The organism is Methanosphaera sp. WGK6, from assembly GCF_001729965.1.
GTDB lineage: Archaea > Methanobacteriota > Methanobacteria > Methanobacteriales > Methanobacteriaceae > Methanosphaera.
Window position 1 is genome coordinate 72,759 of sequence record NZ_JRWK01000007.1, and the last position, 12,523, is coordinate 85,281.

Below are 12,523 nucleotides of genomic sequence, written 5' to 3' on the forward strand. Positions count from 1 at the left end.
TTATGAAAATAGGAATTGTACTGGGAACTAGGCCAGAGATAATTAAAATGTCACCCATTATTGATGAAATAAAAAATAATGGTTCTGAATTTATCATTATACATACTGGTCAACATTATGATATTGAAATGTCACAACAATTTTTCATTGATTTAAAATTACCCATACCAAACTACAATATAGGAATTGGATCAAATACTGCAATTAACCAAATTAGTATTATTATCTCAGAATTAGAAAAGATTTTAATTGATGAAGCTGTTGATGTAGTTTTAGTTCAAGGTGATACAAATGCTGTTCTATCTGGAGCATTAGCTGCAAATAAATTAAAAATACCTGTAGGCCATATTGAAGCAGGATTAAGATCATTTGATAAAAATATGCCTGAAGAAATTAATAGATTAATAGCAGATAATTGTTCTTCATTATATTTTGTACCTACTCCTGAAACTGGAATTAATTTACAAAATGAGGGAATTAATCATGAAGCAATTCATGTTACAGGAAATACTATTGTAGATGCATGTAATAGAAACTTAAAGATAGCGTTAGAAAATAGTACTGTGCAAGATGAAATTATTTTCAATGAATATATTTTATTAACATGTCATAGAGCAGAAAATGTGGATGATGAAGAAAGATTAAGAAATATAGTTACAAGTCTTATTAATATACCATATAATATAGTATTTCCAATACATCCACATACAAAAAAATCTTTGGAAAATTTAAATTTATATGAAAAAATAGCTAATTCCGAACATATTCAAATTACACGACCACAAGGATACTTAGACTTTCTTTGTTTACTCTCAAATAGTAGCTTAGTCTTAACTGACTCTGGTGGTGTTCAAGAAGAAGCAATTACACTTAATATTCCATGTATTACCTTAAGATATAATACTGAACGTCCTGAAACAATAAGTGCAGGTGGAAATATACTTGTAGGAACAGAAACTAATGCAATTATAGAAAATATAAACAATATTCTTAATAATGAAAAAATTTATTCAAAAATGAGTAATGCTATAAACCCATATGGTAATGGTACTAGTGCTGAGCAAATTTACAGAATTATAAAAAATCAACATGATACAAATAAACTTAAAATTACAAGAGCCAATAAAATTGTTGATTTTGAAGGATACATCCTAGAAGAAATTAGTGAAAATATTACTGTTGAAGAATATGAAACAATCAATAAAGATTGTATTATTGAACAAGTATTTTATAATGGTAAACCTGAATATATTCAAAAGAAAATGAATTTAAAGAACAGAAAAATAATTATCAAACAATTTAAGGATAAAAGTTAAAATATTTTTTTGAGAAATTTAACTATTTCTTTTTTTTTATTAGAAAAATTAATTTTAGAGTAATTAACATGAATATCTTAGTTTTTGAAGTATCCACTATTGAATCTAGAACTCATTTATATTCTGAAGGATATAATATGTTAAAAAGTATATTATTTGATTTAGATCAAATTAAAAATTATTCTGTGGATTATTTAATAAATCCTAAACTAAAAATAAGTAACTTAAGGCAATGTAATGCAATTTATATTAGTGACTTAGATTCTTGGTTAAATCATAATATACATAATTATGATTGTTGTTTATTCATAGCTCCAGAAGATAATTTAATACAATATACTTATACTAAATTTTTTGAAGAAAGAGAAATTGAAATTATTGGATCAAATAGTACTGCATCATATATATGTACTAGTAAAGATAGGACATATCATGAAATTGATGAAGACATATTAAAAATTCCATCAATTAAATTATCAAAAGAAGAAATAACTTATGATAAAATAAATCATATTCTAACTAAACAGGACATTATAATAAAACCTGATTCTAATACATCATCAAATAATATATACCACATCCATACAAAACAAGACCTGAAAAATACAATAAATCTTATTAAAAAAACAGATATTGAATATTTCCTAATACAACAATATATCCCTGGAAAATCAATTAGTGTTAGTGCATTATGTAATAATAATTATATTGATATAATAAGTATTAATTCCCAAGAAATATTAGAAAATGAAAAACAAATTACATATGAAGGTTGTGAAACACCTATAAATCATCCTTTAGAAAATAAAATTATTAACATATCTAAAAAAATAATAAAAAGTATTGATGGTTTAAAAGGATTTATAGGAATTGATTTTATTATCAATGAAGATGATATTTATTTTGTTGAAATAAATTCACGTATAACCACTCCTTATATTGTACTTCAAAAAGTAAGTGAAGTTAATTTAACAGAAGCATTGATTAATCTAGTATTATATTCTAAAGAAACAAAAATTAATTTAAAAGGAAAAGGAAAATTTTATAAAGAAAATAAAAAATGAAGGTATATTTTATGAAAATCATGGGATTAGATATTGGTGGAGCAAATACAGATTGTGTAATAATAGATATTAATGATAAACATGAAATCAAATCCATCCAAGAATACAAAGAATATTTACCAATGTGGAAAGATAATGAGAAATTACAAGAATGTCTTATAAAATTATATGATAATGATTCTGAAATTGAAGTTATATGTGTATCAATGACAGCAGAACTTGCAGATTCATATACTAGTAAAACAGAAGGAGTGCTTGATATTTCTAAAAAAGTAATTGAAACTTTTTCTGAAAAAATAGTTAAATTTGTAACATTTAATGGTTTAAAAAGTTATGATGAAATTTTAAAAAATCCTCTTGATGCAGCTGCTGCTAATTGGATTGGAACTGTGAATGCTATTAAATATATTAAAAATAATTGTATTTTTATGGATATGGGTAGTACTACTACAGACATTATACCTTTAAAAAATAGGACTGAAATCGCATCAGGCCATAGTGATACTGAACGACTAGGTACTGGTGAATTAGTATATACTGGAATGTTACGTACTAATTTAGCAACTATTGTACATGAAGTACCAGTTAAAAATATTCCAACATCAGTAAGTAGTGAACTATTCACAATATCTGCAGATATTCATAGAATATTAGAACATATAACAGAAGAAGAATATACCTGTACAACTCCTGATGGAAAAAATAAGGACTTAACCTCCTGTAAACGAAGATTATGTAGATTAATTTGTGCTGATTTAGATACTTTAACTGATGAGGAAATAATTAATATTACAAAATACATCTATGAAAAACAAGTCGAACAAGTAACTCAGGGATTAATAAAAGTTGTTGAGAAAACAGGACTTACATCAGTTATAATTTGTGATTTAGGAAATAGTAAAATCTGTTATAATGCGGCAAAAAAATTAGGTTTAGATATTATAGACATTGATGAATATATTTCAAAGAAATCTATGAGTATTATTACTGCAATAGGTGCAGTTCAAATGTATCTTGAAGAGCAGGATACTAATATTCAATTAATTCATTGTATATAATTTTCAAAAAAAAATGTAAAGTAATCAAGTTACTTTACTCAAACTATTTTTTTTATCCTTAGTACCATACATCTTTTAAATTAATAGCATATGCAAACATATTTGCTCCAAGATGTAAAAATACACTTACAAATAATATTATAATAATCATAGATAATTGTAAATGTACTATAGATGATACAAAAATTAAGGATACTATAACAAAATCCAATTGATCAAGTAATGGTACTGGTTTTCCCCGTTCAAAATTAAGTCTTCTTTTTATAAAACTACCAATTGCATCACCTATTAATGCACCAAAACCTAATACCAATCCAATTAATAATCCCTGAGGAATAAAACCAGACACAATAGTTATTTGTGAAGAAGTTATATTAAAAAAGTAATCACCTATACCATAGGTAGCTAATAATCCTAAAATACCTCCTACAACCATTCCAAAAAGACCACCTGCAATAGTTCCTCTCCAGGTAACTCCATCCCCAGTTATTCTTCTATTATCCCACGCATTACATCCAAAATCCAATGGTGTTCCACCACCAAATACTAGTGCAGAACCATTAGCCAGATATGCAGGAATCATTAAATATATCGAATAAAAAATTAAATTTAAAATATCCATAATAAACTCCTATCATCTTTATATATTAATATTTTATATTATTCCTTAATAAATAATCCGAATACTCTAAAGACAGAAATATAAAATCAATGATAAGTACATTGTATGTTTAAAAAAAATAGCATAAAGTTATTAAATAAAATTAACATAATTAATTATAATATAAATTATTAACTGACTTATTTAAATTACATTAACAATAGATTATACAAAAATCTTTGGGGGGATTGAAATAACAACCATATCAAAAACTAAGAGTTTATGTCCTGAATGTTTAAAAATATTAGATGCTGAAGTGTATGATGAAGATAATACAATATATATTGAAAAAACATGCCCAGAACATGGAAATTTTAAAAATACATACTGGCGTTATGCTGATGCATATAAAAAAGCTATAAACTATGAATCAGAAGAACATCCAATTAATAACCCATCTAAAATAGCTGATGGTGATTGTCCATCAAACTGCGGACTCTGCAATAAACATGAAAGCCAAACAGTACTAGGTTTAATTGATGTTACTAATAGATGTAACTTAAGATGTCCTATTTGTTTTGCTAATGCAGCAGCCAGTGGAACATTATTCGAACCAAGTCAAGATGAAATAAGACAAATGCTTAAAAATCTTCGTAAAAATAGACCAGTACCCACAACAGCTATTCAATATGCTGGAGGAGAACCTACAGTACGTGATGATATAGTTGAATTAATTAAAATAGCTAAAGAAGAAGGATTCACCCATACTCAAATTGCAACAAATGGAATTGCCCTTGCAAATAATGAAAATTTAGCTCAAGAATTAAAAGATGCTGGACTTAATACAGTATACTTACAATTTGATGGAATAACTGAAGAACCATATATCAAAACACGTAATGCTAATATATTAGGTAAAAAAATAGAAGCTATAGAAAACTGTAGAAAAGCAAATTTAGGTATTGTTCTTGTACCTACACTAGTTACAGGCATTAATGATGATCAAATTGGAGATATTATTCAATTTGCTTTAGATAATATTGATGTTATAAGAGGAGTGAACTTCCAACCAGTATCATTCGCAGGCCGAACTCCTTCAGATAAAGTTGAAGAACAACGTATAACTATTGATGACTTCATGAAAGCAATTGAAAAACAAACAAATGGAAATATTCCTGAAAATTCATTCTACCCAGCTTCATCTGTTGCACCAATATCTGATTTAATAGCTGCTATGAATGAAAGTGAAGCAGAAGTTACATTAACATGCCACGAACATTGTGGAGTAGGAACATACATATTCAAAGAAACGGATGGATCTATAATACCAATTACTGAATTTATTAATGTGGATAAATTCATTTCATTAATAGAAGAAAGTATTCCCGGATTTGAAAAACAAAGCAGACTTTCAAAAACAAAAACTATTGCAAAAGCATTAAAAGAATTACCTAAAACAGTTAATACTCATGAAACACCATCATATTTGGATATGACTAATTTATTAAAAAACATATTCATTAAAAAAGATTATGAAGCTTTAGGTGATTTCCACATGAATGCATTACTTGTTTCATCAATGCACTTCATGGACCCATTCAACTTTGATCAAAATAGAGTACGTAGATGTGTAATTCATTATGCTACTCCTGATGGTAGAATTATCCCATTTTGTACTATGAACAATATATATAGAGAAGAAATTGAAGAAAAATGTCATATACCTTTAGATTCAGATAGGGCTAAAGCAATAATGGATAATATTAGAAAAGCAAAATTAGAAAGTATTCAGAAATCAAAAAAATAGTGATTATTTAAAAATAATTTCCTATTTTTATTTTAAAACGAAAACAAATATTTTATTAGTGAAATATGTGTTTAAATCAAAAGAAAGGAAATTCCAATTTATATTAACTAAAAAAAATATATTTAAATAGTACGATATAGTTTAATTATAATAAGGAGATGAATTATCATGACAAAATTACCATTAACACCTTTAGGTAGAATTATGAAAAATGGTGGGGCTGAAAGAGTAAGTGAAGATGCTAAAGAAGAATTATCATCCTTTTTAGAAGATCAAGCTTCAGAACTTGCTAAAATTGCATTGAATAATGCTAAAGAAGAAGGTAGAAAAACTCTTAAAGCTGAAGATATTGTAATGGCTTACAAAGAATTATAACTCATTACCATAAATTATCATTCGAAAAACAGAGAAAACAGTTTTTCTTTAATTTTTTATTTTTTTAAAATCATTTTTTGACATTGAAATATTTTTATAATAAATTTCATCATTTTCTCTTATTTTAAGTGCTACAACAGTGAAATCTATATTAAAAAAAAGATTTTCTAAAGTAAAAACAGATAATTCAACAATTGGATAAATTAACCTATTTTCCAAAGTTATTGGTTTTAATACGTATAATTTATTTTTAATCATGCAGAATCAACTGATAATAGTTTTTATTAAATTTCTAAGATTTTTTGTTGTAATTATTTTTATAATAATTTGTATTATTTTATATAAAAAAATATTACAAGATATATCCATGTCTGTTTTTATAATTAATTTATTAATTTCTGGTATTAATAATACTTCTAATCCTAATGGATAGAAAGGTGCAGTGATTGCCCAAATCATACTACATAGTTTAATTGTTAAATTATTATCATTTAAACCAAGATTTATATCCATATAACTTTTCTTAAATTTACAAATTTCTGTTAATAATTTAATTATTTTAAGTAAATCTTCTTTTGATTCTATTATAAGTGGAATTATTTTTTCTATTGTTTCATTGAAATTATGTTCATCAGTTTCTTTTGAAGATTTATCTTTCTTTAAAGATTTATTCTTTCTATTAAGGGTTATTGTTAATATATTAAATTTATGAGAATATATATTTAGATTAGTTTTAAATAATCTGTCATCCATATCAATTACAAATTCTAACAAACTATAATTTATATAAATAAAACCATCCATATCATTATTGTAATTTTTAAATACTATATGTATATCTACAGGTTTGAAAATTATATAAAAAAACAAGAATATTAAAATAAACAATGATATAATTAATATTTGGACTAACATTTTTAAAACCAATTGTAATTAGAAGAACTTATTTAATATATAATATCATGTCTTAATATATTATTTATTATCTTAAAAAAAATAAAAAAATCATATGTATTTATTCTTTTTTCGTTGATTTAACTTTAGTTTTAATCTTATCAATACTATTTGTATTTTCTTCAGGAACTTCCTCTCCTGACATACCCATACCTTGATTTCCAATTAAATCAAAAATCACTTTTCCTACATCTACAAGTAAATCCCCAAGAGGTGTACCTGTACCTTCAATAGGTAATATTTCAACACCATTTGGTCCTGGAATATTATGATGTATTACAACAAATGCTACAGGATCAATAGATCCTCCACCTCCAGCACCACCCATTTCAGTTTCAGTTTTCCCTTCATTTTTACCTAAACCTATTCCAAAACCTAATGCTACTTTAGAAATAGGAATAATAGTTTTATCTTTTGTAGTGATTGGGTCCCCAATAATACTATTTGCATTCATGACATTCTGAATTTGAGTTAATGTTTTATCAAGTGAACTATCAAGATCCATATAATTTTTACTCCTAACTTATTTTATTTAATATTTATATGTATAATTTTTTTAACTTATATTTTTATACACCAATAAAACTACCAAAAAGTATATATATTAGTATTTAAAAACATATTAAATAGTCTTAAAAGAAGATATTTCTGGGCCGGTGGTCTAGGGGTATGATACCTCCTTGACGTGGAGGGGATCAGGAGTTCAAATCTCCTTCGGCCCATATTTGATAAATTATTTTTAAAAAGCCGTGGTAGTTCAGTTGGGAGAACGCCAGACTGAAGATCTGGATGTCGCTGGTTCAAGTCCGGCCCACGGCATAACCTTTATAATAAATACTATTTTTAAAAGAACTTTTACAATAAATATTAAAAAAAAAGATTTTTTTACTCAAAGATATCAACCTAAATTCAAAAATTAACTTTTAATAAACATAAATATTACTTTAATTACAAAATAAAGAAAATTTATCTGAATAAAATCATTTTAATAGTTTTCTAAGTTAAAACCAAGAAAAACTAAAATCATTAAAAAAAAAATAAGGAGTTTAATTAAAATCTACGAGAACCCAATCTCCTAAACAATTTCTGAACTAATAATTCACCAATCAAACCACCAATTCCAGTTATAATTGCACAAACTATCATTGAAATAAGTACAACTGCAACATCTCTAGATACCATTAAAGTAATTAATCCAACTACAATTCCAATTAAAGAAGTTGTTTGAAAAGAATCCTTATAACTCATTTTTGGTAAGATGAAAACCGCCAGTATACCTGCTATTAAAAGAGAAGCAATAATTACCAACATTAATGATTGAACATTCTGTGTAACAAATATCATCATTCCAGCAGTTGTTGTAGGTACTGTATTTTCATCAAAAATAAAACTTAATCCAACAAATGAGAAAAAGAAAAAATCAATTACCCCAATAATTAAAGCAATTAATCTAAATAACCAATTAACTTTCACATTTTGAGGATTTATTATAATTTGAGGTTGTCCTTGAAGTTGTTGAGATTCTGAATTATCAGATAATCTATTAATACTTTCATTATATTTTTGAATACTTTCCAAATCATATTGTAATTGAAAATCAGTAGATCCACAATACAAACAACTACCAGTCTCACGAGGATTGATTGATTTACATTTTGAACATATTTTATTATAAGATACTTGTGGTAAATCAATACCTCTTAATATAAATTGTAATTCTTGTTCATCACGTGCAAATTCCAACGTATGTCCACAGTTTTCACATTTATCAAATACCAATGGCATATTTTCATTAACCTTAATAAATCGTTTACAATTACGACATACTATATAACTCATAAAATCAAGTTCCTTTTATTATATTAAAATATAATCTTTTTATCTCCATGTATATATAATAATTTTTACTTAATATATTATTCTACTAATTTTGCTGAAAGATATGTTCTTTTTCCTTCCATAATTTCTACATCAACAAAAGAGCCTATTTCAACATTATCCACAATAACATTTTTATAAGAATCGGTATAACCCACATATCCTCCAGAGGATCCTTTAGAAGTTATTAAAACTTTTTGTTTAGAACCCTCATATTTTTTATTATTATCTAGCATTACTTCTGTTTTTACTTCATTTAATCTATGAGACCGACTTTTCATAGTTTTATGATCAATTTCCTGTAATGTATTAGATTTTGCTCCAGGTCTATGCATATATTTTGATATATGAATTATATCAGGTTTAATTTCACGTAATAAATCCAATGTTTCTTCAAAATCATCTTCAGTTTCAGTTGGATAACCTACAATAATATCTGTAGCTAATGACATGTCAGGTATCTCCTTACGGAATTCATTGACCATATATTTGAAATCATCTAATGTATGCTGCCTATTCATTTCTTCCAATACTTTTTTACTACCTGTTTGTATTGGCAAATGTACAAAATTAAATATCTTATCATTATTTTTAAATGCTGCTATTACTTCAGGTAATTGATCTTTAAGACTCTTAGGATGCATCATACCTACACGTATACGAAAATCACCTTCAATTTGACCTAATTCATTTAATAAATCTGCAAATGATTCATCATTATCTAAACCAAAACATGCAGAATCCTGAGCTGTAACTTGTAGTTCTTTACAACCATGTTCAATTGCATCTTTAGCTTCATCAACAATAATATCAATTGGATAACTTACTAAAAAGCCTCTAGCTATTCTTGTACAACAGAATGTACATGCCCCATTACATCCTTCACATATTTGAAGAATATGAATTAAGGAATCATTCTGTTTTTTATTTTTACCTGCCTTAATTACTGTGGTTTTCCCATATTCATGTACAATTTCATCATTCATTGCTTTGTCCACAACTTCCCCTATTTTATCTAATTTATGAGGTCCAATCCAACAATTATCTCCTGCGAATTTATTAAGACGTACAGGATCTACTTCAACCATACATCCACCAATAATTAATTTCTTATCAGGATATTCTGTTTGAATTTTACGAATTTTTGTAATCATTTTTTGTTCTGTTGGTAATTTAACATAACAAGTATTTAATATAATTACATCAGCTTCTTCTAAATCATAAACTATTTCATGGTCATCTAACAGCATATTCATCATAATATCACTATCAGCTTGATTAAACGTGCAACCATGTGTTTCTAAATAAATTTTCATGTTATCACAAAGCAATTTTTCTAATTAATTATAATCTTTTTCTTTTATAGTTGTTTTTACAACATATTCTGTTAAATCATATTTAACTTTAGATTTATCATTTCTAGGTAGAAGTCGTCCATATACCCTTTTTATTACTTTAGCATATGCATAACCTTTTCTCATATTTCTTTCTAATGTTTTGAAAGCATATATTCTGAATTTAAGTCCTTTAACTTCACCTACTTCACCTATTGCAAATATAAAATCACGTTCTACTTCAATTTTATGAGATAATACAGTACCATGATTATCAATTGATAACCCAATACGTGCTAGAGTATCTAATGATTTAACCCAAATTGTTTTAATATCAACCACAGGACATTCATAAACTCTATTTTCTTCCATATTTTCAATAGATGTAACTTCAACATCTTTATCATCAATATATAATAAAGTTCCTGTTTCCAAATATTCATCAGAATATAATTTAACTGTAGTTTTCCAGGAAGTTTCAAATTCACTGATAATTACTCTTACTTCTATTTCATAAGCTTCTTCTGGAGCTATATCCCTATAGATATGACCACAATCATCACATTTAACTAATAATTCTCTATTATTTTTACCATTACTTTTTAGTATTTCATATTCATCAAACCCACATATAGGACACACCATATTTACTCCCCCTTATTTTTTAAGTATTGATTTACAAGACCACCATTTTCTAATATATCCAACATGGTTGGATCAAATGGTTTTATTTCAAATGTTTTTCCAGTTGTTTCATTAATAATTATACCTTCTTCAACATTTACTTCAACAATATCCCCTTCATTTGCTTCGATATCAGCAGTTACTACAGGTAATCCAATATTTATTGCATTTCTATAAAATATTCTTGCAAAAGATTTAGCTATAACAACAGACACACCTGCTGTTTTTATTGCTACTGGTGCTTGTTCACGTGATGAACCACAACCAAAATTCCATCCACCAACAATTATATCACCATTATTTACTTTACCTGCAAATTCAGGGTCTTCTGCTTCCATTACATGTGCTGCTAAATCTTCTGGATTAAATGTTCTTAGATATCTTCCTGCAATTATCACATCTGTATCTATACAATCTCTGAATGTCCACACTTTTCCTTTCATTTTTTCCATTATAATACCTCATTTTTTTATTATTGAACCTTGATTTTTCCCTTTAGTTATCCATACCTTACTTTTTTCACCCATCATGTCAATAAGGTCCTTTTTCATACTGTTTACATTAGTATCTGTTATTCCAAAACATGTAGGTCCAAAAGAACTCATTCCTACTGCAGGAATTCCATTATTATCCATATATTTAATAATGTCTGTTATTTTATTTGATTGTAAATTTCGTTCTATTTTTTTAAAGCCCAAAGTTTGTATTTGATTTACTGCTTCTCCAAAAGAAACTATATCTTTTTCTACTACTGCCGGCATTAACTTCATCAATGTAAGATAACTTATTTTTTCAACATCATTCATAGCTATAGGTGTGTATTCTTGAAATATATTTACTTCTTTATCACCAGAAGCCCCTGGAATCCTATTTGGAGTTGCTAATATTATATTCCATTCTTCTGGAAAATCATATCGTGCAAGTAAAGGAGGTGGTGCTACTTTTGATACAGATGAAGGTAAAAAATTCTTTTTAACACTTCTTTTATGACCTCCATCAATTATTAAACCACCTTTATCAAATGAATGTACTCCAATACCACTAGTTCCCCCACGTTGTACAATTTCTGCTAATTCATAAGTACTTAATTCAATATTATTTAATTTTGCAACTAAACGTGCTGTTGATAAAGCAAGTTGTGTTCCAAGACCTAAACCTTGATGAAAAGAATATATTTGTTCAATATGGAATGTGTATGATTTGTTTACACCTAAATACTCATTCATTCTTGTACATGCATCGAGTATCTTATAATTACAATCATTAATATGAGTGTTAAAATCTAATTTATCATCATATAATATTTTTGTTTCAGAAGAAGTTTCATTACATGTCATAATGAGTGATGGATTTTTTAGAGTTATCCCTATACCACCATCAACACGACCTTCTGAACCATTAAGATCTATTAATGATAAATGTAGTCTCGAAGAAGTTTCTATTTTCAACGTA

The 12,523-nt window shown here is 26.6% G+C and carries 14 protein-coding genes and 2 tRNA genes; 7 read left to right on the plus strand and 9 right to left on the minus strand.

The annotated features are described in order from the left end of the window. Window positions 1-2: 2 nt before the first annotated feature. The 3 genes from wecB to NL43_RS04960 all read left to right on the plus strand — a co-directional run bounded on the left by wecB (window position 3) and on the right by NL43_RS04960 (window position 3,438). A complete protein-coding gene (gene wecB / locus NL43_RS04950) occupies window positions 3-1,316 on the plus strand; it encodes a non-hydrolyzing UDP-N-acetylglucosamine 2-epimerase (protein ID WP_069592939.1) in 1,314 nt (437 codons plus the stop codon). Window positions 1,317-1,384: 68 nt separating this feature from the next. Next, the gene (locus NL43_RS04955; RefSeq protein WP_069592940.1) at window positions 1,385-2,380 is read left to right on the plus strand and encodes an ATP-grasp domain-containing protein; all 996 of its coding nucleotides are present in this window, start codon (window positions 1,385-1,387) and stop codon (window positions 2,378-2,380) included. Between the two features lie 11 nt (window positions 2,381-2,391). Further along, a complete protein-coding gene (locus NL43_RS04960; protein WP_069592941.1) occupies window positions 2,392-3,438 on the plus strand; it encodes a hydantoinase/oxoprolinase family protein in 1,047 nt (348 codons plus the stop codon). 58 nt (window positions 3,439-3,496) lie between these two features. On the opposite strand, the gene NL43_RS04965 is transcribed toward NL43_RS04960, so the two are convergent. Continuing rightward, window positions 3,497-4,060: a CDP-2,3-bis-(O-geranylgeranyl)-sn-glycerol synthase gene (locus NL43_RS04965; protein WP_069592942.1), complete on the minus strand. Its 564-nt coding sequence runs from the start codon at window positions 4,058-4,060 to the stop codon at window positions 3,497-3,499. 226 nt (window positions 4,061-4,286) lie between these two features. Here NL43_RS04965 and tes point away from each other — a divergent pair, with 226 nt between their 5' ends. Together tes and NL43_RS04975 are read left to right on the plus strand one after the other, a co-directional pair. Continuing rightward, a complete protein-coding gene (gene tes / locus NL43_RS04970) occupies window positions 4,287-5,846 on the plus strand; it encodes a tetraether lipid synthase Tes (protein WP_069592943.1) in 1,560 nt (519 codons plus the stop codon). A gap of 168 nt (window positions 5,847-6,014) precedes the next feature. Continuing rightward, on the plus strand, window positions 6,015-6,221 hold the full coding sequence (locus NL43_RS04975) for a histone family protein (protein ID WP_069592944.1): 207 nt from the start codon (window positions 6,015-6,017) through the stop codon (window positions 6,219-6,221). A 48-nt stretch (window positions 6,222-6,269) separates the two neighbouring features. Here NL43_RS04975 and NL43_RS04980 read toward each other — a convergent pair whose 3' ends face one another. The 3 genes from NL43_RS04980 to NL43_RS04990 all read right to left on the minus strand — a co-directional run bounded on the left by NL43_RS04980 (window position 6,270) and on the right by NL43_RS04990 (window position 7,680). Then, window positions 6,270-6,479, minus strand: a complete 210-nt coding sequence (locus NL43_RS04980; protein ID WP_069592945.1) for a hypothetical protein — start codon at window positions 6,477-6,479, stop codon at window positions 6,270-6,272. Between the two features lie 6 nt (window positions 6,480-6,485). Next, the gene (locus tag NL43_RS04985) at window positions 6,486-6,974 is read right to left on the minus strand and encodes a hypothetical protein (protein WP_158005556.1); all 489 of its coding nucleotides are present in this window, start codon (window positions 6,972-6,974) and stop codon (window positions 6,486-6,488) included. A 262-nt stretch (window positions 6,975-7,236) separates the two neighbouring features. Continuing rightward, window positions 7,237-7,680: a GerW family sporulation protein gene (locus NL43_RS04990; protein ID WP_069592947.1), complete on the minus strand. Its 444-nt coding sequence runs from the start codon at window positions 7,678-7,680 to the stop codon at window positions 7,237-7,239. A gap of 145 nt (window positions 7,681-7,825) precedes the next feature. Here NL43_RS04990 and NL43_RS04995 point away from each other — a divergent pair. Together NL43_RS04995 and NL43_RS05000 are read left to right on the plus strand one after the other, a co-directional pair. Next, window positions 7,826-7,897, plus strand: a tRNA-Val gene (locus NL43_RS04995). A gap of 24 nt (window positions 7,898-7,921) precedes the next feature. Further along, window positions 7,922-7,994, plus strand: a tRNA-Phe gene (locus tag NL43_RS05000). A gap of 231 nt (window positions 7,995-8,225) precedes the next feature. Here the strand turns inward: NL43_RS05000 and NL43_RS05005 are convergent. The 5 genes from NL43_RS05005 to NL43_RS05025 form a co-directional block, all read right to left on the minus strand. Further along, window positions 8,226-9,014 carry a hypothetical protein gene (locus tag NL43_RS05005; RefSeq protein ID WP_143741322.1) on the minus strand — a complete coding sequence of 263 codons (789 nt, stop codon included), beginning with the start codon at window positions 9,012-9,014 and terminating at the stop codon, window positions 8,226-8,228. 77 nt (window positions 9,015-9,091) lie between these two features. Next, window positions 9,092-10,369 carry a tRNA (N(6)-L-threonylcarbamoyladenosine(37)-C(2))-methylthiotransferase gene (locus NL43_RS05010; RefSeq protein ID WP_069592949.1) on the minus strand — a complete coding sequence of 426 codons (1,278 nt, stop codon included), beginning with the start codon at window positions 10,367-10,369 and terminating at the stop codon, window positions 9,092-9,094. Window positions 10,370-10,393: 24 nt separating this feature from the next. Then, a complete protein-coding gene (locus NL43_RS05015; protein ID WP_069592950.1) occupies window positions 10,394-11,032 on the minus strand; it encodes an HVO_0476 family zinc finger protein in 639 nt (212 codons plus the stop codon). Between the two features lie 2 nt (window positions 11,033-11,034). Further along, window positions 11,035-11,523 (minus strand): homoaconitase small subunit, encoded by a 489-nt coding sequence (gene hacB / locus NL43_RS05020; RefSeq protein WP_069592951.1) that lies wholly within the window; start codon window positions 11,521-11,523, stop codon window positions 11,035-11,037. Window positions 11,524-11,532: 9 nt separating this feature from the next. Beyond that, window positions 11,533-12,519 (minus strand): beta-ribofuranosylaminobenzene 5'-phosphate synthase, encoded by a 987-nt coding sequence (locus NL43_RS05025; protein WP_069592952.1) that lies wholly within the window; start codon window positions 12,517-12,519, stop codon window positions 11,533-11,535. Window positions 12,520-12,523: the final 4 nt, after the last annotated feature.

Bases quoted from the DNA above. Each gene is read 5' to 3' on its own strand.
- wecB (WP_069592939.1), top strand. From the start codon at position 3: ATGAAAATAGGAATTGTACTGGGAACTAGGCCAGAGATAATTAAAATG.
- NL43_RS05005 (WP_143741322.1), bottom strand. From the start codon at position 9,014: ATGAGTTATATAGTATGTCGTAATTGTAAACGATTTATTAAGGTTAAT.
- NL43_RS05015 (WP_069592950.1), bottom strand. From the start codon at position 11,032: ATGGTGTGTCCTATATGTGGGTTTGATGAATATGAAATACTAAAAAGT.
- NL43_RS04980 (WP_069592945.1), bottom strand. From the start codon at position 6,479: ATGATTAAAAATAAATTATACGTATTAAAACCAATAACTTTGGAAAAT.
- NL43_RS05010 (WP_069592949.1), bottom strand. From the start codon at position 10,369: ATGAAAATTTATTTAGAAACACATGGTTGCACGTTTAATCAAGCTGAT.
- NL43_RS04975 (WP_069592944.1), top strand. From the start codon at position 6,015: ATGACAAAATTACCATTAACACCTTTAGGTAGAATTATGAAAAATGGT.
- hacB (WP_069592951.1), bottom strand. From the start codon at position 11,523: ATGGAAAAAATGAAAGGAAAAGTGTGGACATTCAGAGATTGTATAGAT.
- NL43_RS04955 (WP_069592940.1), top strand. From the start codon at position 1,385: ATGAATATCTTAGTTTTTGAAGTATCCACTATTGAATCTAGAACTCAT.
- NL43_RS04965 (WP_069592942.1), bottom strand. From the start codon at position 4,060: ATGGATATTTTAAATTTAATTTTTTATTCGATATATTTAATGATTCCT.
- NL43_RS04990 (WP_069592947.1), bottom strand. From the start codon at position 7,680: ATGGATCTTGATAGTTCACTTGATAAAACATTAACTCAAATTCAGAAT.
- NL43_RS04985 (WP_158005556.1), bottom strand. From the start codon at position 6,974: ATGGATGACAGATTATTTAAAACTAATCTAAATATATATTCTCATAAA.
- NL43_RS04960 (WP_069592941.1), top strand. From the start codon at position 2,392: ATGAAAATCATGGGATTAGATATTGGTGGAGCAAATACAGATTGTGTA.